This window comes from Pseudomonas sp. 2,4-D, from assembly GCF_030418155.1.
Taxonomy (GTDB): Bacteria; Pseudomonadota; Gammaproteobacteria; order Pseudomonadales; family Pseudomonadaceae; genus Aquipseudomonas; species Aquipseudomonas alloputida.
In genome coordinates this window covers 45491-61111 of record NZ_JAUHUI010000025.1, presented here as the reverse complement: position 1 = coordinate 61111, position 15621 = coordinate 45491, and the positions used below count along the sequence as shown (strand labels likewise).

General features: G+C 56.3%; 29 protein-coding genes. All 29 read left to right on the top strand.

Annotated elements, in window-relative coordinates; all coding sequences use genetic code 11:
• Positions 1-61 precede the first annotated feature (61 nt).
• The 29 genes from rplC (at position 62) to bfr (ending at position 15597) form a co-directional block, all read left to right on the top strand.
• On the top strand, positions 62-697 hold the full coding sequence (gene rplC / locus QYE47_RS17815; RefSeq protein ID WP_003255486.1) for a 50S ribosomal protein L3: 636 nt from the start codon (positions 62-64) through the stop codon (positions 695-697).
• Between the two features lie 12 nt (positions 698-709).
• Entirely contained in the window at positions 710-1312 is a 603-nt protein-coding gene (gene rplD, locus QYE47_RS17810; RefSeq protein WP_003255485.1) for a 50S ribosomal protein L4, read from the top strand.
• A complete protein-coding gene (rplW, locus tag QYE47_RS17805; RefSeq protein ID WP_003255484.1) occupies positions 1309-1608 on the top strand; it encodes a 50S ribosomal protein L23 in 300 nt (99 codons plus the stop codon). The genes rplD and rplW overlap by 4 nt, the downstream gene beginning before the upstream one ends.
• A gap of 14 nt (positions 1609-1622) precedes the next feature.
• The gene (gene rplB, locus QYE47_RS17800; RefSeq protein ID WP_003255483.1) at positions 1623-2447 is read left to right on the top strand and encodes a 50S ribosomal protein L2; all 825 of its coding nucleotides are present in this window, start codon (positions 1623-1625) and stop codon (positions 2445-2447) included.
• A gap of 16 nt (positions 2448-2463) precedes the next feature.
• Positions 2464-2739, top strand: coding sequence for a 30S ribosomal protein S19 (gene rpsS / locus QYE47_RS17795; RefSeq protein WP_003255482.1), 276 nt, complete (start codon positions 2464-2466; stop codon positions 2737-2739).
• Positions 2740-2750: 11 nt separating this feature from the next.
• Complete coding sequence (gene rplV, locus QYE47_RS17790; protein WP_003103908.1) at positions 2751-3083, top strand: 50S ribosomal protein L22; 333 nt, start codon at positions 2751-2753, stop codon at positions 3081-3083.
• Between the two features lie 13 nt (positions 3084-3096).
• Positions 3097-3783 (top strand): 30S ribosomal protein S3, encoded by a 687-nt coding sequence (gene rpsC / locus QYE47_RS17785; RefSeq protein WP_003255481.1) that lies wholly within the window; start codon positions 3097-3099, stop codon positions 3781-3783.
• Positions 3784-3795: 12 nt separating this feature from the next.
• A complete protein-coding gene (gene rplP, locus QYE47_RS17780; RefSeq protein ID WP_003255479.1) occupies positions 3796-4209 on the top strand; it encodes a 50S ribosomal protein L16 in 414 nt (137 codons plus the stop codon).
• The gene (gene rpmC / locus QYE47_RS17775; RefSeq protein WP_002555481.1) at positions 4209-4400 is read left to right on the top strand and encodes a 50S ribosomal protein L29; all 192 of its coding nucleotides are present in this window, start codon (positions 4209-4211) and stop codon (positions 4398-4400) included. Before rplP ends, rpmC begins: the two co-directional genes overlap by 1 nt.
• A gap of 2 nt (positions 4401-4402) precedes the next feature.
• Positions 4403-4669: a 30S ribosomal protein S17 gene (gene rpsQ, locus QYE47_RS17770; RefSeq protein ID WP_003255478.1), complete on the top strand. Its 267-nt coding sequence runs from the start codon at positions 4403-4405 to the stop codon at positions 4667-4669.
• A gap of 23 nt (positions 4670-4692) precedes the next feature.
• The gene (rplN, locus tag QYE47_RS17765) at positions 4693-5061 is read left to right on the top strand and encodes a 50S ribosomal protein L14 (protein ID WP_002555479.1); all 369 of its coding nucleotides are present in this window, start codon (positions 4693-4695) and stop codon (positions 5059-5061) included.
• An 11-nt stretch (positions 5062-5072) separates the two neighbouring features.
• Positions 5073-5387, top strand: coding sequence for a 50S ribosomal protein L24 (gene rplX, locus QYE47_RS17760; RefSeq protein WP_003255476.1), 315 nt, complete (start codon positions 5073-5075; stop codon positions 5385-5387).
• 20 nt (positions 5388-5407) lie between these two features.
• Complete coding sequence (rplE, locus tag QYE47_RS17755) at positions 5408-5947, top strand: 50S ribosomal protein L5 (RefSeq protein ID WP_003255474.1); 540 nt, start codon at positions 5408-5410, stop codon at positions 5945-5947.
• Between the two features lie 13 nt (positions 5948-5960).
• Complete coding sequence (gene rpsN / locus QYE47_RS17750) at positions 5961-6266, top strand: 30S ribosomal protein S14 (RefSeq protein ID WP_003255472.1); 306 nt, start codon at positions 5961-5963, stop codon at positions 6264-6266.
• A 208-nt stretch (positions 6267-6474) separates the two neighbouring features.
• Positions 6475-6867 carry a 30S ribosomal protein S8 gene (gene rpsH / locus QYE47_RS17745; RefSeq protein ID WP_003255471.1) on the top strand — a complete coding sequence of 131 codons (393 nt, stop codon included), beginning with the start codon at positions 6475-6477 and terminating at the stop codon, positions 6865-6867.
• A 12-nt stretch (positions 6868-6879) separates the two neighbouring features.
• On the top strand, positions 6880-7413 hold the full coding sequence (rplF, locus tag QYE47_RS17740; protein ID WP_003255469.1) for a 50S ribosomal protein L6: 534 nt from the start codon (positions 6880-6882) through the stop codon (positions 7411-7413).
• 10 nt (positions 7414-7423) lie between these two features.
• Entirely contained in the window at positions 7424-7774 is a 351-nt protein-coding gene (gene rplR, locus QYE47_RS17735; protein WP_003255467.1) for a 50S ribosomal protein L18, read from the top strand.
• Positions 7775-7777: 3 nt separating this feature from the next.
• Positions 7778-8278, top strand: a complete 501-nt coding sequence (gene rpsE, locus QYE47_RS17730; protein WP_003255465.1) for a 30S ribosomal protein S5 — start codon at positions 7778-7780, stop codon at positions 8276-8278.
• Positions 8279-8280: 2 nt separating this feature from the next.
• Positions 8281-8457, top strand: a complete 177-nt coding sequence (gene rpmD / locus QYE47_RS17725) for a 50S ribosomal protein L30 (protein ID WP_003255463.1) — start codon at positions 8281-8283, stop codon at positions 8455-8457.
• A gap of 3 nt (positions 8458-8460) precedes the next feature.
• On the top strand, positions 8461-8895 hold the full coding sequence (gene rplO, locus QYE47_RS17720) for a 50S ribosomal protein L15 (protein ID WP_003255461.1): 435 nt from the start codon (positions 8461-8463) through the stop codon (positions 8893-8895).
• Positions 8896-10227 carry a preprotein translocase subunit SecY gene (secY, locus tag QYE47_RS17715; protein WP_003257108.1) on the top strand — a complete coding sequence of 444 codons (1332 nt, stop codon included), beginning with the start codon at positions 8896-8898 and terminating at the stop codon, positions 10225-10227. It abuts the gene before it with no gap.
• A 28-nt stretch (positions 10228-10255) separates the two neighbouring features.
• Complete coding sequence (rpmJ, locus tag QYE47_RS17710; protein ID WP_002555468.1) at positions 10256-10372, top strand: 50S ribosomal protein L36; 117 nt, start codon at positions 10256-10258, stop codon at positions 10370-10372.
• A 131-nt stretch (positions 10373-10503) separates the two neighbouring features.
• Positions 10504-10860 (top strand): 30S ribosomal protein S13, encoded by a 357-nt coding sequence (gene rpsM, locus QYE47_RS17705; RefSeq protein ID WP_003255457.1) that lies wholly within the window; start codon positions 10504-10506, stop codon positions 10858-10860.
• Positions 10861-10878: 18 nt separating this feature from the next.
• Positions 10879-11268 (top strand): 30S ribosomal protein S11, encoded by a 390-nt coding sequence (rpsK, locus tag QYE47_RS17700; protein WP_003255454.1) that lies wholly within the window; start codon positions 10879-10881, stop codon positions 11266-11268.
• Between the two features lie 15 nt (positions 11269-11283).
• On the top strand, positions 11284-11904 hold the full coding sequence (rpsD, locus tag QYE47_RS17695) for a 30S ribosomal protein S4 (protein ID WP_003255453.1): 621 nt from the start codon (positions 11284-11286) through the stop codon (positions 11902-11904).
• A gap of 22 nt (positions 11905-11926) precedes the next feature.
• Entirely contained in the window at positions 11927-12928 is a 1002-nt protein-coding gene (gene rpoA, locus QYE47_RS17690) for a DNA-directed RNA polymerase subunit alpha (RefSeq protein ID WP_003255452.1), read from the top strand.
• A gap of 42 nt (positions 12929-12970) precedes the next feature.
• On the top strand, positions 12971-13357 hold the full coding sequence (rplQ, locus tag QYE47_RS17685; RefSeq protein ID WP_003255451.1) for a 50S ribosomal protein L17: 387 nt from the start codon (positions 12971-12973) through the stop codon (positions 13355-13357).
• A gap of 172 nt (positions 13358-13529) precedes the next feature.
• Positions 13530-14969, top strand: a complete 1440-nt coding sequence (locus QYE47_RS17680; protein ID WP_014589477.1) for a catalase — start codon at positions 13530-13532, stop codon at positions 14967-14969.
• A gap of 163 nt (positions 14970-15132) precedes the next feature.
• A complete protein-coding gene (gene bfr / locus QYE47_RS17675; protein ID WP_003255449.1) occupies positions 15133-15597 on the top strand; it encodes a bacterioferritin in 465 nt (154 codons plus the stop codon).
• Positions 15598-15621: the final 24 nt, after the last annotated feature.

The window sequence follows — 15621 nt, the reverse complement described above, 5'->3', positions numbered from 1 at the left end:
AACGCTCTGAAATGGGCGGCCATAGCGGGTGAAAGCCCCGTACACTCATGAGGTTTACAACATGACTATTGGTGTAATCGGTCGCAAGTGCGGTATGACCCGCATTTTCACCGAAGAAGGTGTCTCCATTCCGGTCACGGTCATTGAGATCGAGCCGAATCGCGTCACCCAGTTCAAAACTGAAGAAACCGATGGCTACCGTGCAGTGCAAGTCACTGTCGGCGAGCGTCGTGCTTCGCGTGTGACTGCCGCTCAGGCAGGCCACTTCGCCAAGGCCAACGTTGCCGCTGGTCGCGGTGTTTGGGAGTTCCGTCTTGAAGAAGGCGATTTCCAGGCTGGCGATCTGATCAAAGCTGAACTCTTCACTGCAGGCCAGCTGGTTGACGTTACTGGTCAGTCCAAAGGTAAAGGCTTCGCCGGTACCATCAAGCGCTGGAACTTCCGTGGTCAGGACAACACCCACGGTAACTCCGTGTCGCACCGTGTTCCTGGTTCCATCGGCCAGTGCCAGACTCCTGGTCGTGTGTTCAAGGGCAAGAAAATGTCCGGTCACATGGGCGCCGAGCGCGTGACTGTTCAGTCCCTGGAAGTAGTTCGCGTAGACGCTGAACGCAACCTGCTGCTGATCAAGGGTGCCGTACCTGGCGCTACTGGCGGCGACGTGGTTGTACGTCCAGCTGTCAAGGCTCGCGGTTAAGGGGAAACTGACATGCAACTTAATGTAAATGACGCTCAGGCGATCGAAGTTTCCGAACTGACTTTCGGTGGCGAATTCAACGAGACGCTGGTTCACCAAGCAGTCGTGGCCTACATGGCCGGCGGCCGTCAGGGCACCAAGCAGCAGAAGACCCGTTCCGACGTGGCTGGTGGCGGTAAGCGCCCATGGCGTCAGAAGGGTACTGGCCGTGCTCGTGCTGGTACCACTCGTGGTCCGATCTGGCGTGGCGGTGGTGTAACCTTCGCAGCTCGCCCTCAAGATCACTCGCAAAAGCTCAACAAGAAGATGTATCGCGCAGCTCTGCGCTCCATCCTCGCTGAGCTGGTGCGTAGCGACCGTCTGGTCGTGGTTCAGGACTTCGCTGTTGAAGCACCGAAAACCAAAGATCTGCTGAACAAGCTGAACGGCATGGGTCTGAGCGATGTACTGATCGTTTCCGACGCTGTTGATCAGAACCTGTACCTGGCTGCTCGTAACCTGCCGCACGTCGACGTACGTGACGTACAAGGTTCCGACCCGGTCAGTCTGATCGCATACGAGAAAGTGTTGATCACTGTCTCGGCCGTGAAGAAATTCGAGGAGCTGCTGGGATGAACCAGGAACGCGTATTCAAAGTCCTCCTTGGCCCGCACGTTTCCGAGAAGGCTACCGTTCTGGCTGAGAAAAAAGGCCAGTTCGTATTCAAGGTTGCTACTGATGCAACCAAGCTGGAAATCAAGAAAGCTGTCGAAGGCCTGTTCAACGTAAAAGTTGAAAACGTGTCGACTGTTAACGTTCTGGGTAAAACCAAGCGTACCGCACGTGGTCTGGGCAAGCGTAATGACTGGAAGAAGGCGATCGTCTCCCTTCAGCCAGGCCAAGATCTCGATTTCAGCAGCAGTGCTGAGTAAGGAAGGGGTGCATCATGGCAATCGTTAAATGCAAACCGACTTCCCCTGGCCGCCGTTTCGTGGTCAAGGTGGTCAACAAGGAGCTGCACAAAGGCGCTCCTCACGCACCGCTGATCGAGAAAAAATCGAAGTCTGGTGGTCGTAACAACAATGGCCGCATTACCACTCGTCACGTTGGTGGTGGTCACAAGCAGCATTACCGTCTGGTCGACTTCCGTCGCAACGACAAAGATGGCATTCCAGCCACTGTCGAGCGTATCGAATACGATCCAAACCGTACTGCTCACATCGCCCTGCTGTGCTACGCAGACGGTGAGCGTCGCTACATCATCGCGCCTAAAGGCGTGAGCGCTGGCGACCAGCTGATCGCAGGTGCCCTGGCCCCAATCAAGGCCGGTAACTCCCTGCAGCTGCGCAACATTCCAGTAGGTAGCACCATTCACGGCATCGAACTGAAGCCGGGTAAAGGTGCTCAGATCGCTCGTTCCGCTGGTGCTTCGGCTCAGCTGATCGCTCGCGAAGGTGTCTACGTGACCCTGCGTCTGCGCTCTGGTGAAATGCGTAAAGTCCTGGCTGAGTGCCGTGCGACCCTGGGCGAAGTCTCGAACTCCGAGCACAGCCTGCGTTCGCTGGGTAAAGCTGGTGCCAAACGCTGGCGCGGCGTTCGCCCAACCGTTCGTGGTGTTGCCATGAACCCGGTTGACCACCCACACGGTGGTGGTGAAGGTCGTACCTCCGGTGGTCGTCATCCGGTATCGCCATGGGGCTTCCCAACCAAGGGTGCTAAAACCCGTGGTAATAAGCGTACCGACAACATGATCGTCCGTCGTCGCAAGTAACTAGAGGGATACGACAGTGCCACGTTCTCTGAAAAAAGGTCCTTTTATCGATCTTCACCTGTTGAAGAAGGTCGAAGTGGCGGTGGAGAAGAACGATCGCAAGCCAGTTAAAACCTGGTCGCGCCGTTCGATGATCCTGCCACAAATGGTCGGTCTGACCATCGCGGTTCACAACGGTCGCCAGCATGTTCCAGTTCTCGTGAACGAAGACATGGTCGGCCACAAACTGGGCGAGTTCGCCGGTACCCGCACCTATCGCGGGCACGTGGCTGACAAGAAAGCCAAGCGTTAAGGGGTAAGGAAATGGAAGTAGCCGCTAAGTTGTCGGGCGCTCGCATCTCCGCCCAGAAAGCCCGCTTGGTCGCCGACCAGATCCGCGGGAAGAAGGTGGGCGAAGCGCTCAACCTGTTGGCCTTCAGCAGCAAAAAAGCCGCTGAAATCATGAAGAAAGTCCTCGAGTCGGCCGTAGCCAACGCCGAACACAACGAAGGCGCAGACGTTGATGACCTGAAGGTCTCCACCGTCTTCGTCAACGAAGGGCGTTCGCTGAAGCGCATCATGCCACGTGCCAAAGGCCGTGCTGATCGCATCGTCAAGCGGTCTTGCCATATCACTGTCAAGGTTGCGGACAAGTAACGGAGTCGATCAGATGGGTCAGAAAGTACATCCCACTGGCATTCGCCTGGGAATCGTCAAGGAGCACACCTCCGTCTGGTACGCAGACGGTGCTACTTACGCAGATTACCTGTTGAAGGATCTGAAAACGCGTGAGTACCTCCAAGACAAACTAAAAAGCGCGTCCGTAAGCCGTATCGATATTCATCGTCCGGCTCAAACTGCACGCATCACCATCCACACCGCTCGTCCCGGTATCGTTATCGGTAAGAAAGGTGAAGATGTCGAGAAGCTGCGTCAGGACCTGACCAAGCAGATGGGTGTGCCTGTGCACATCAACATCGAAGAGATCCGCAAGCCGGAACTCGACGCTATGCTGGTTGCGCAGAGCGTAGCTCAGCAGCTGGAACGCCGTGTAATGTTCCGTCGCGCCATGAAGCGCGCGGTACAGAACGCCATGCGTATTGGTGCCAAGGGCATCAAGATCCAGGTGAGCGGTCGTCTCGGCGGTGCTGAGATTGCTCGTACCGAGTGGTATCGCGAAGGTCGTGTGCCTCTGCACACCCTGCGTGCCGATATCGACTACAACACCTACGAAGCTCACACCACTTACGGTGTGATCGGTGTGAAGGTTTGGATCTTCAAAGGCGAAGTTATTGGTGGTCGCCAAGAAGAACTGAAACCACAAGCACCAGCGCCTCGTAAAAAAGCTGCTAAGTAAGGGGTACGCCAAATGTTGCAACCAAAGCGTACAAAATTCCGCAAGCAGATGACTGGCCACAACCGTGGTCTGGCACTGCGCGGTAGCAAAGTCAGCTTCGGCGAATTCGCCCTGAAAGCTGTTGCTCGCGGTCGCCTCACCGCTCGCCAGATCGAGTCCGCACGTCGTGCGCTGACCCGTCACGTTAAGCGTGGCGGTAAGATCTGGATCCGTGTGTTCCCGGACAAGCCGATCTCCAAAAAACCTCTTGAGGTTCGTATGGGTAAAGGTAAGGGCTCCGTGGAATACTGGGTTGCCCAGATTCAGCCAGGCAAAGTCCTGTACGAGATCGAGGGTGTTTCTGAAGAGCTGGCGCGCGAAGCTTTCGCCCTGGCTGCTGCAAAGCTGCCTCTCGCCACCTCCTTTGTTAAGCGGACGGTGATGTGATGAAAGCGAATGAACTTCGTGAAAAATCGGCACAGCAACTGAACGAGCAACTGCTCGGCTTGCTGCGCGACCAGTTCAATCTGCGTATGCAGAAAGCAACTGGCCAGTTGGGGCAGTCGCACCTGCTCTCGCAAGTTAAGCGTGACATCGCTCGCGTGAAAACTGTGCTCAACCAGCAGGCAGGTAAGTGATCATGGCTGAAGCTGAAAAAACCGTCCGTACGCTGACTGGCCGTGTCGTCAGCGACAAAATGGACAAGACCATCACCGTTCTGATCGAGCGTCGCGTAAAGCACCCGATCTACGGTAAATACGTTAAGCGTTCGACTAAGCTGCACGCGCACGACGAAGCCAACCAGTGCAAGATCGGCGACAAGGTTTCCATCCGTGAAACCCGTCCGCTGGCCAAGACCAAGTCCTGGGCACTGGTTGAAGTCCTCGAACGCGCTGTTGAAGTCTAAGGGCTAAGGGTCGGAGAAATTTTATGATTCAGACTCAATCCATGCTCGATGTGGCCGATAACAGCGGCGCTCGTCGCGTCATGTGCATCAAGGTACTCGGCGGTTCGCACCGCCGTTACGCCGGTATCGGTGACATCATCAAAGTAACCGTCAAGGAAGCAATTCCGCGCGGTAAGGTCAAAAAAGGCCAAGTGATGACCGCTGTCGTCGTACGTACCCGTCACGGTGTTCGTCGCGCTGACGGTTCCATCATTCGTTTCGACGGCAACGCTGCTGTTCTGCTGAACAACAAGCAAGAGCCGATCGGCACTCGCATCTTCGGGCCAGTGACCCGTGAACTTCGTACTGAGAAGTTCATGAAGATCGTCTCGCTCGCCCCTGAAGTGCTGTAAGGAGATCCGACATGCAAAAGATTCGTCGTGACGACGAGATCATCGTGATCGCCGGCAAAGACAAAGGTAAGCGCGGTAAGGTGCTGAAGGTTCTGGCTGATGACCGTCTGGTTATCGGTGGCGTGAACCTGGTCAAGCGTCATACCAAGCCTAACCCGATGGCGGGCGTACAGGGCGGTATCGTCGAGAAAGAAGCGCCTCTGCACGCTTCCAACGTTGCCATCTTCAACGGTGAAACCAACAAGGCTGACCGCGTTGGTTTCAAAGTAGAAGACGGTAAAAAAATTCGTGTCTTCAAGTCGACCCAAAAAGCGGTTGATGCTTGAACACTGCTAGGTAGAAGACCATGGCACGACTGAAAGAGATTTACCGGAACGAAATCGCTCCTAAGCTTAAGGAAGAACTTAAGCTGTCGAACGTGATGGAAGTTCCGCGCGTTACCAAGATCACCCTGAACATGGGTCTGGGCGAAGCGATCGGCGACAAGAAAGTCATCGAGCACGCTGTTGCCGACCTGGAAAAGATCACCGGTCAAAAGCCGGTCGTGACTTTCGCTCGCAAATCCATCGCTGGCTTCAAAGTCCGCGAAGGCTGGCCGATCGGCGTCAAGGTGACCCTGCGTAGCGACAAGATGTACGAATTCCTGGACCGCCTGCTGGCGATCTCCCTGCCTCGGGTTCGCGACTTCCGCGGCCTGAATGCCAAGTCCTTCGATGGTCGTGGCAACTACAGCATGGGCGTGAAAGAGCAGATCATCTTCCCGGAAATCGACTACGACAAGATCGATGCTCTGCGCGGTTTGGACATCACCCTGACCACCACTGCTCGTTCGGACGACGAAGGCCGCGCTCTGCTGCGTGCTTTCAAGTTCCCGTTCCGCAACTGATTGGAGTAGGAAAATGGCCAAGAAGAGCATGAAAAACCGCGAGCTGAAGCGTCAGCTCACGGTAGCAAAGTTCGCTAAGAAGCGTGCTGAGCTGAAAGCGACCATCGTCAACCTGAACGCCTCTCCAGAAGAGCGTTTCGCTGCCGTTGTCGCTCTGCAGAAGCAGCCACGCGACGCTAGCGCCTCGCGCCTGCGCAACCGTTGCCGCCTGACCGGTCGTCCTCACGGTGTATACCGTAAGTTCGGCCTGGGCCGTAACATGCTGCGTCAAGCTGCAATGCGCGGTGACGTACCAGGCCTGGTCAAGGCCTCCTGGTAATCGCTGCAGGCAAGGCACGGGTGGAGGGGGAGCAATCTTCCGACCGCCGGTGACCTTGCCAACAAACAAGCCCCTATATGGGGCTTGTTTCGTTTCTGCCTTGTGTCTAGAATGACCGGCTCACCTGAGCCTGGGTTTTTGCCCAAACCGTTCGGGTGGTTGTCATAGCCGCAAGGCTAATAATTCTTGTATCAGGAGCATCTAGCCCATGAGTATGCAGGACCCGTTAGCGGACATGCTAACTCGCATCCGTAATGCCCAGATGGCTGAAAAGTCCGTCGTAAGCATGCCTTCCTCTACCCTGAAGGTCGCGGTTGCCAAAGTTCTGAAGGACGAAGGTTACATCGCTGGCTACCAGGTAACTGGTGAGGCCAAGCCTTCCCTGTCGATCGAACTGAAGTACTTCGAAGGCCGTCCGGTCATCGAGGAACTGAAGCGCTCCAGCCGTCCAGGCCTGCGCCAGTACAAGGCCGTCACCGATCTGCCGAAAGTACGTGGCGGTCTGGGCGTGTCTATCGTCTCCACCAACAAAGGTGTGATGACTGATCGCGCTGCGCGCGCTGCCGGTGTCGGCGGCGAAGTTCTGTGCACAGTGTTCTAAGGGGGGATAGACATGTCTCGCGTCGCTAAGAACCCCGTTAAGCTGCCATCCGGTGTCGAAGTCAAATTCGCCGGCCAGCAGCTTTCGGTGAAGGGTGCCAAAGGTACTCTCGAACTGAACGTTCACTCGTCTGTTGAAGTTACCGAAGAGTCTGGTGAGCTGCGTTTCGTCGCTCGCAATGGTGACCAGCAAGCTCGTGCCATGGCCGGTACCACCCGCGCTCTGGTCAACAACATGGTCCAAGGCGTAAGCCAAGGCTTCGAGCGCAAGCTCCAGCTGGTCGGTGTTGGTTACAAGGCACAGGCTAAAGGCACCGTCCTGAACCTGGCCCTGGGCTTCTCTCACCCAGTGGACTACGAACTGCCAGCCGGTATCACCGCTGAAACACCTAGCCAGACCGACATCCTGATCAAGGGTATCGACAAGCAGCTGGTAGGTCAGGTGGCCGCTGAAATCCGCGACTTCCGTCCGCCAGAGCCTTACAAAGGTAAAGGTGTGCGTTACGCGGACGAAGTAGTCCGTCGTAAAGAAGCCAAGAAGAAGTAGGGCCTAGTAAATGACCGACAAAAAAGTTATTCGACTGCGTCGCGCTCGCAAAGCACGTCTCAAGATGCACGAACTCGAAGTCGTGCGCCTGTGCGTGTTCCGCTCCTCGCAGCACATCTACGCCCAGGTCATTTCGGCCGACGGCAGCAAGGTTCTGGCAAGCGCCTCGACCTTGGACAAAGACCTGCGTGATGGCGCCACTGGCAACATCGACGCGGCCACTAAGGTTGGCAAGCTGGTAGCTGAGCGTGCGAAAGCCGCCGGTGTATCTCAAGTTGCCTTTGACCGTTCCGGCTTCAAGTACCATGGCCGCGTCAAAGCGCTGGCTGATGCTGCTCGTGAAGGCGGGCTGGAGTTCTAAGTTATGGCAAATAACGATCAAAAGCGCGACGAAGGCTACATCGAGAAGCTGGTTCAAGTTAACCGCGTTGCCAAAACCGTAAAAGGCGGCCGTATCTTCACCTTCACCGCGCTGACCGTGGTTGGTGATGGTAAAGGTCGTGTTGGCTTCGGCCGTGGCAAGTCGCGCGAAGTACCAGCCGCGATCCAGAAAGCCATGGAAGCTGCTCGCCGCAACATGATCCAGGTTGACCTGAAGGGCACCACCCTGCAGTACGCCACCAAGGCTGCCCACGGCGCCTCGAAGGTTTACATGCAGCCTGCCTCGGAAGGTACCGGTATCATCGCCGGTGGCGCAATGCGTGCTGTCCTGGAAGTTGCTGGTGTTCAGAACGTTCTGGCCAAGTGCTACGGTTCGACCAACCCAGTGAACGTGGTTTACGCCACCTTCAAGGGTCTGAAAGCCATGCAATCTCCTGAATCCATTGCCGCCAAGCGTGGCAAGAGCGTCGAGGAGATCTTCTGATCATGGCAACCGTAAAAGTAACGCTGATCAAGAGCGTCTCGGGCCGTCTGCCTAACCACAAGCTGTGTGTTAAAGGCCTGGGTCTGCGTCGCATCGGTCACACTGTAGAAGTCCAGGATACTCCCGAGAACCGCGGGATGATCAACAAGGCTTACTACATGCTGAAGGTCGAGGGCTAATCGATGAAACTCAATGATCTGAGTCCAGCGCCGGGTTCCCGTCGCGAGAAGCATCGTCCAGGTCGTGGTATCGGTAGCGGTCTGGGTAAGACCGGCGGCCGTGGCCACAAAGGTCAGACTTCCCGTTCGGGTGGTTCGATCGCTCCTGGCTTCGAAGGCGGTCAACAGCCGCTGCACCGTCGCCTGCCGAAGTTCGGCTTCGTTTCCCTGAAAGCCATGGACCGCGCTGAAGTGCGTCTGTCCGAGCTGGCCAAAGTGGAAGGCGACGTGATCTCCGTGCAATCCCTGAAGGATGCCAACGTGATCAACCAGCACATTCAGCGTGTGAAAATCATGCTGTCTGGCGAAGTTACTCGCGCAGTCACCATCAAGGGTATCGCAGCCACCAAGGGTGCGCGTGCGGCTATCGAAGCAGCTGGCGGCAAATTCGAGGAATAAATGGCTAAGCAAGGTGCTCTCTCTTCGCTCGGTAAGGGCGGGATGTCGGAACTCTGGGCTCGTCTGCGCTTTCTGTTCATGGCGATCATCGTCTATCGGATAGGTGCGCATATCCCGGTTCCCGGCATCAATCCGGACCGTCTGGCGGATCTGTTTCGGCAGAATGAGGGGACCATTCTTAGCTTGTTCAACATGTTTTCCGGTGGCGCGCTCGAGCGCATGAGCATCTTTGCACTGGGGATCATGCCGTACATTTCGGCATCGATCATCATGCAGTTGATGACGGCGGTCAGCCCGCAACTGGAGCAGTTGAAGAAGGAAGGTGAAGCTGGCCGTCGCAAGATCAGCCAGTACACCCGCTACGGCACCGTTATCCTGGCACTGGTCCAAGCCATTGGCATGTCCATTGGCCTGGCCAACCAGGGCGTGGCGTTTTCTGTAGGCCTGGGCTTCCATGTCGTCGCTGTTTCCACTTTCGTGGCAGGCGCGATGTTCATGATGTGGCTGGGCGAGCAGATCACCGAGCGCGGTGTGGGCAACGGTATCTCGATGTTGATTTTCGCGGGTATCGTTGCCGGTCTTCCGAGAGCAATCGGGCAGTCTTTCGAGTCTGCACGCACAGGCGATATCAACATTTTCGCCCTGGTCGCCATCGGTCTGCTGGCAGTAGCGATTATCGGTTTTGTGGTGTTCATTGAGCGTGGTCAGCGTCGTATCGCCGTTCATTACGCCAAGCGTCAGCAGGGCCGTAAGGTCTTCGCTGCGCAGACTAGCCACTTGCCGCTGAAAGTGAACATGGCGGGGGTTATCCCGGCCATTTTCGCGAGCAGCATTCTGCTGTTCCCGGCTTCGCTGGGTGCCTGGTTTGGTCAGTCCGAAGGTATGGGCTGGCTGCAGGACATCTCGCAGTCGATCGCTCCTGGTCAGCCGTTGAACATTCTGCTGTTTAGTGCAGGGATCATTTTCTTCTGCTTCTTCTACACAGCGTTGATGTTCAACCCGAAAGACGTAGCGGAAAACCTGAAGAAGTCCGGTGCCTTTATTCCGGGTATCCGTCCTGGTGAGCAGTCGGCGCGCTACATTGATGGCGTTCTGACCCGTTTGACCATGTTCGGTGCTCTTTACATGATGGCCGTCTGCCTTCTGCCCCAGTTCCTGGTGGTGGCAGCAAATGTGCCGTTCTACCTTGGCGGGACCTCGTTGCTGATTGTGGTAGTGGTTGTGATGGACTTCATGTCCCAAGTACAATCGCACCTCGTTTCGCACCAGTACGAATCCCTGATGAAGAAAGCCAACCTGAAAGGCTACGGTGGCAGCGGTTTGCTGCGCTGATACGCCCCTAAGGTTCGAGGAGTCGGTAATGAAAGTTCGTGCATCGGTGAAAAAGCTGTGCCGTAACTGCAAGATCATCCGTCGCGAAGGCGTCGTACGAGTGATCTGCAGCGCGGAACCGCGTCACAAACAGCGCCAAGGCTGAGTGTGATCTGCGCTTCAAACCCAGCAGCTAGTGTGCTGCTGGGTTGATTATTCGTTTCTACAGCGATATTATCTCGCGCCCTATTTCTTGGCTTCCGGGGCGTAGGTAGCTGTCAATTGGAGTCCCACTGAATGGCCCGTATTGCAGGCGTCAACATTCCAGATAACAAGCATACTGTTATCTCGCTGACCTACATCTATGGTGTCGGTCGCACAACTGCACAGAAGATTTGTGCAGACGCTGGTGTAAACCCAGCCGCTAAGATCAAGGATCTGAGCGACGAGCAAATCGAAACCCTGCGTGGCGAAGTCGCGAAGTTCACCACCGAAGGTGACCTGCGTCGTGACATCAACATGAAGATCAAGCGCTTGATGGACCTGGGTTGCTACCGCGGCCTGCGTCATCGTAAAGGTCTGCCGGTTCGCGGTCAGCGCACCAAGACCAACGCACGCACCCGTAAGGGCCCGCGTAAGCCGATCCGCAAGTAATCGCCCAGGAATATAGACATGGCAAAACCTGCTGCTCGTCCTCGTAAGAAAGTCAAAAAGACAGTGGTTGATGGCATCGCCCACATCCATGCTTCTTTCAACAACACCATCGTGACCATCACCGACCGTCAGGGCAATGCTTTGTCCTGGGCGACCTCCGGTGGTTCGGGTTTCCGTGGTTCGCGCAAATCCACCCCGTTCGCAGCTCAGATCGCTGCTGAGCGTGCTGGTCAAGCTGCGCTGGAATACGGTCTGAAGAACCTCGACGTTAACGTCAAGGGTCCAGGTCCAGGTCGTGAGTCCGCCGTTCGTGCATTGAACAGCTGCGGCTACAAGATCGCCAGCATCACCGACGTGACGCCAATCCCGCACAACGGGTGCCGTCCGCCGAAGAAGCGTCGCGTGTAATCAGGAGACAGAAGAATGGCACGTTACATTGGTCCAAAATGCAAACTGTCTCGTCGTGAAGGCACTGATCTTTTCCTGAAGAGCGGCGTTCGCGCTCTGGAATCGAAGTGCAATATCGAAGCAGCCCCAGGTATCCACGGCCAGCGCCGTGGCCGTCAGTCCGACTACGGCACCCAGCTGCGTGAGAAACAAAAAGTCCGTCGTATCTACGGTGTTCTGGAGCGTCAGTTCCGCGGTTACTACCAAGCTGCTGCCTCTAAAAAAGGCGCAACCGGTGAAAACCTGCTGCAACTGCTCGAGTGCCGTCTGGATAACGTCGTTTACCGTATGGGCTTCGGCTCGACTCGTTCCGAGTCCCGTCAGCTGGTTTCGCACAAAGCGATCAGCGTCAACGGTAAGACTGTAAACATTCCATCCTACCAAGTTCGTCCGGGTGACGTGGTCGCAGTCCGCGAGAAATCGCTGGGCCAGTTGCGCATTGTTCAAGCCCTTGAACTGTGCGCCCAGCGTGGCCGCGTTGAGTGGGTTGACGTGGATGCTGCTAAAAAGTCGGGCGTTTTCAAGAACGTTCCTGCTCGCAGCGACCTGTCTGCCGACATCAACGAAAACCTGATTGTCGAGCTCTACTCCAAGTAAGGGCTAGAAAATAGGTGCATCCATGCAGATTTCGGTAAATGAGTTCCTGACTCCCCGCCACATTGATGTGCAGGTAGTCAGTCCGACCCGCGCCAAAATTACGCTCGAGCCTCTCGAGCGTGGTTTCGGCCATACCCTGGGCAACGCGCTGCGCCGCATCCTGTTGTCCTCCATGCCTGGCTGTGCAGTAGTCGAGGCCGAGATCGATGGCGTACTCCATGAGTACTCCGCGATCGAAGGTGTTCAGGAAGACGTAATTGAAATCCTGTTGAACCTGAAAGGTCTCGCTATCAAACTGCATGGTCGTGACGAAGTTACGCTGACCTTGTCGAAAAAGGGTTCGGGGGTGGTTACCGCTGCCGATATTCAGCTGGATCACGATGTCGAGATCGTCAACCCCGATCACGTAATCGCGAACCTGGCGTCGAACGGCGCTCTGAACATGAAGCTCACTGTAGCTCGTGGTCGTGGTTACGAGCCGGCCGACTCCCGTCAAACCGACGAAGACGAAAGCCGTAGCATTGGCCGTCTGCAGTTGGACGCCTCCTTCAGCCCGGTGCGTCGTATCGCCTATGTGGTCGAGAACGCCCGTGTTGAACAGCGTACCAACCTGGACAAACTGGTCATTGATCTGGAAACCAACGGCACCCTGGATCCTGAAGAGGCTATCCGCCGCGCTGCGACCATTCTGCAACAGCAGTTGGCTGCGTTCGTCGACCTCAAAGGTGACAGCGAGCCTGTCGTAGTCGAGCAGGAAGACGAGATCGATCCGATCCTGCTGCGTCCGGTTGACGACCTGGAACTGACTGTACGTTCGGCCAACTGCCTCAAGGCGGAGAACATCTACTACATCGGCGACCTGATTCAGCGTACCGAAGTAGAGCTGTTGAAGACTCCTAACCTGGGTAAGAAGTCCCTGACTGAAATCAAGGACGTTCTGGCCTCTCGTGGTCTGTCTCTCGGCATGCGCCTCGACAACTGGCCGCCTGCAAGTCTTAAGAAAGACGACAAGGCGACCGCCTGATCGTCGTAATCACCGAACGTAGTGTTTGGTAAGGAATGAATCATGCGTCATCGTAAAAGTGGACGTCACCTGAGCCGTACCAGCTCTCACCGCAAGGCTATGTTCCAGAACATGGCAGTGTCGCTGATCGAGCACGAGCTGATCAAAACCACCCTGCCGAAAGCCAAGGAACTGCGCCGCGTTGCCGAGCCGCTGATCACCCTGGCCAAGGAAGACAGCGTTGCTAACCGTCGTCTGGCCTTCGACCGTACCCGTTCGAAGTCCGCTGTTGGCAAACTGTTCAACGACCTGGGCAAGCGTTACGCCACCCGTCAGGGCGGCTACCTGCGCATCCTGAAGTGCGGTTTCCGCGCTGGCGACAACGCGCCTATGGCGTACGTCGAGCTGGTTGATCGTCCGGTCGGCGGTGCTGTAGAAGCTGCTGAGTAAGACGTTCTGTCTGCTACAGAAAACCGGGCCTAGTGCCCGGTTTTTTGTTTGTACATCTATTGTTTATCTCTATTGATGTAAGTCATGTAATGAATTTGTCCCTGTAATCTTGCTCGTCAATACTCTTTCTACAGCCGATTAGCCGGCCCTTGAAGAACGAAAAGGAGAGCCCATGAGCAAGATTCTCACCACCGCTAGCGGTGCACCTGTAGCCGACAACCAGAACTCCCGCTCCGCCGGCCCGCGCGGTCCGCTGCTGCTCGACGACTTCCACCTGATCGAGAAGCTCGCCCATTTCAACCGCGAGAACATTCCTGAGCGCCGCGTCCATGCCAAAGGCTCGGGCGCCTACGGTACCTTTACCGTTACTCACGATATCACCGGCTATACCAGCGCCAAGCTGTTCGAAGAGGTCGGTAAACAAACCGAGACTTTCTTACGGTTCTCCACCGTTGGTGGCGAGCGCGGCTCTGCAGATACCGAGCGTGACCCGCGTGGCTTCGCGGTGAAGTTCTACACCGAAGAAGGTAACTGGGACATCGTCGGTAACAACACGCCAGTGTTCTTCATTCGTGATCCACTGAAGTTCCCGGACTTTATCCACACCCAGAAGCGCCACCCGCAGTCCAACCTGAAGAATGCTCAGATGATGTGGGACTTCTGGTCGCACTCCCCAGAAGCGCTGCATCAGGTCACCATCCTGTTTTCCGACCGTGGCATTCCGGACGGCTACCGTCACATGCATGGCTTTGGCAGCCACACCTACAGCCTGATCAATGCAAAGGGTGAGCGCACTTGGGTCAAGTGGCACTTCAAGACCCAACAAGGCATCAAGAACCTCACCCCGGCAGACGCTGCACGCCTGGCAGGTACCGACCCGGACTACGCTCAGCGCGACCTCTTCGAGGCCATCGAGCGTGGCGACTACCCGCGCTGGACTGTCTGCATTCAGGTGATGAGCGAAGCCGAGGCTGCCAGCCGCGATGAGAACCCATTCGACGTGACCAAGACCTGGTCGCAGAAGGATTATCCGCTCATCGAGGTGGGTGTACTGGAGCTCAACCGTAACCCGCTCAACTATTTTGCGGAGGTCGAGCAGGCCGCGTTCGGGCCGAGCAATATGGTGCCCGGCGTCGGTCTTTCCCCGGACCGCATGCTGCAAGGCCGTGTATTCGCCTACGCTGACGCGCACCGCTATCGCGTGGGTACCAACCACCAGCAATTGCCAGTCAACGCGCCACGCTGCCCGGTGAACAGCTACCAGCGTGACGGCTCGATGGCCACCGGCAGTTACGGTAGTGCACCGAACTACGAGCCAAACAGCTACAGCGATGCCCCGAAACAGTCGCCACGTCATGTTGAGCCAGCATTGGCCATGAATGGTTCGGCTGATCGCTACGATCACCGCGAGGACACCGACTACTTCAGCCATGCCGGCGCTTTGTTCCGTTTGATGAACGATGAGCAGAAGGCCCTGCTGATCAGCAACATCGCCGGTACCATGGCGGGCGTCAGCGAAGACGTGATCCAGCGTCAGCTACAGTACTTTTTCAAGGCGGATCCGGCCTACGGCGAAGGAATTGCCAAGGCTTTGGGCATCAATCTCGCCTAAGTCGAAGTGATAAGAAGAACCGCCCTCATTTGGGCGGTTTTTCAATGAATATCACTACTGTTTAACCGATTTTTTGCGTCTAATTGCGCGTTTTTCAGTGACCATAGACAAAAGCTGGTTCACACTATGTGGCATAGACGTTTTCACATGGAGAATCAGGGCGATGCAAGGCCACCCGGATGTAATCAACTATCTCGTCACGCTGCTGAAGGGCGAACTGGCGGCACGCGACCAGTACTTCATTCATTCGCGCATGTACGAAGACTGGGGCCTGTCCAAGCTCTACGAGCGCATCAACCACGAGATGGAGGAAGAGACGCAACACGCCGATGCCCTGATGCGCCGTATCCTCATGCTCGAAGGGACCCCTGACATGCGTGCGGATGACCTGGAGGTCGGTAGCACCGTGCCGGAAATGATCGAGGCTGACCTCAAGCTCGAATACAAGGTGCGCGGTGCGCTTTGCAAAGGCATCGAGCTGTGCGAATTGCACAAGGACTACGTCAGTCGTGACATCCTGCGTGCGCAGCTGGCCGACACCGAAGAAGATCACACCTACTGGCTTGAGAAGCAGCAGGGCCTGATCAAGGCCATCGGGCTGGAAAACTACCTGCAGTCGCAGATGTAAGTTATCCACAGACTCAAGTAAAAG

Coding starts and splice junctions, on each gene's coding strand:
- rpsE (WP_003255465.1), top strand. CDS start 7,778: ATGGCAAATAACGATCAAAAGCGCGACGAAGGCTACATCGAGAAGCTG.
- rplO (WP_003255461.1), top strand. CDS start 8,461: ATGAAACTCAATGATCTGAGTCCAGCGCCGGGTTCCCGTCGCGAGAAG.
- rpsM (WP_003255457.1), top strand. CDS start 10,504: ATGGCCCGTATTGCAGGCGTCAACATTCCAGATAACAAGCATACTGTT.
- rplW (WP_003255484.1), top strand. CDS start 1,309: ATGAACCAGGAACGCGTATTCAAAGTCCTCCTTGGCCCGCACGTTTCC.
- QYE47_RS17680 (WP_014589477.1), top strand. CDS start 13,530: ATGAGCAAGATTCTCACCACCGCTAGCGGTGCACCTGTAGCCGACAAC.
- rplN (WP_002555479.1), top strand. CDS start 4,693: ATGATTCAGACTCAATCCATGCTCGATGTGGCCGATAACAGCGGCGCT.
- rplP (WP_003255479.1), top strand. CDS start 3,796: ATGTTGCAACCAAAGCGTACAAAATTCCGCAAGCAGATGACTGGCCAC.
- rplD (WP_003255485.1), top strand. CDS start 710: ATGCAACTTAATGTAAATGACGCTCAGGCGATCGAAGTTTCCGAACTG.
- rplX (WP_003255476.1), top strand. CDS start 5,073: ATGCAAAAGATTCGTCGTGACGACGAGATCATCGTGATCGCCGGCAAA.
- rpoA (WP_003255452.1), top strand. CDS start 11,927: ATGCAGATTTCGGTAAATGAGTTCCTGACTCCCCGCCACATTGATGTG.
- rpmJ (WP_002555468.1), top strand. CDS start 10,256: ATGAAAGTTCGTGCATCGGTGAAAAAGCTGTGCCGTAACTGCAAGATC.
- bfr (WP_003255449.1), top strand. CDS start 15,133: ATGCAAGGCCACCCGGATGTAATCAACTATCTCGTCACGCTGCTGAAG.
- rplR (WP_003255467.1), top strand. CDS start 7,424: ATGACCGACAAAAAAGTTATTCGACTGCGTCGCGCTCGCAAAGCACGT.
- secY (WP_003257108.1), top strand. CDS start 8,896: ATGGCTAAGCAAGGTGCTCTCTCTTCGCTCGGTAAGGGCGGGATGTCG.
- rpsH (WP_003255471.1), top strand. CDS start 6,475: ATGAGTATGCAGGACCCGTTAGCGGACATGCTAACTCGCATCCGTAAT.
- rplV (WP_003103908.1), top strand. CDS start 2,751: ATGGAAGTAGCCGCTAAGTTGTCGGGCGCTCGCATCTCCGCCCAGAAA.
- rpsC (WP_003255481.1), top strand. CDS start 3,097: ATGGGTCAGAAAGTACATCCCACTGGCATTCGCCTGGGAATCGTCAAG.
- rpsN (WP_003255472.1), top strand. CDS start 5,961: ATGGCCAAGAAGAGCATGAAAAACCGCGAGCTGAAGCGTCAGCTCACG.
- rplE (WP_003255474.1), top strand. CDS start 5,408: ATGGCACGACTGAAAGAGATTTACCGGAACGAAATCGCTCCTAAGCTT.
- rpmC (WP_002555481.1), top strand. CDS start 4,209: ATGAAAGCGAATGAACTTCGTGAAAAATCGGCACAGCAACTGAACGAG.
- rplF (WP_003255469.1), top strand. CDS start 6,880: ATGTCTCGCGTCGCTAAGAACCCCGTTAAGCTGCCATCCGGTGTCGAA.
- rplC (WP_003255486.1), top strand. CDS start 62: ATGACTATTGGTGTAATCGGTCGCAAGTGCGGTATGACCCGCATTTTC.
- rplB (WP_003255483.1), top strand. CDS start 1,623: ATGGCAATCGTTAAATGCAAACCGACTTCCCCTGGCCGCCGTTTCGTG.
- rpsQ (WP_003255478.1), top strand. CDS start 4,403: ATGGCTGAAGCTGAAAAAACCGTCCGTACGCTGACTGGCCGTGTCGTC.
- rpmD (WP_003255463.1), top strand. CDS start 8,281: ATGGCAACCGTAAAAGTAACGCTGATCAAGAGCGTCTCGGGCCGTCTG.
- rpsK (WP_003255454.1), top strand. CDS start 10,879: ATGGCAAAACCTGCTGCTCGTCCTCGTAAGAAAGTCAAAAAGACAGTG.
- rplQ (WP_003255451.1), top strand. CDS start 12,971: ATGCGTCATCGTAAAAGTGGACGTCACCTGAGCCGTACCAGCTCTCAC.
- rpsD (WP_003255453.1), top strand. CDS start 11,284: ATGGCACGTTACATTGGTCCAAAATGCAAACTGTCTCGTCGTGAAGGC.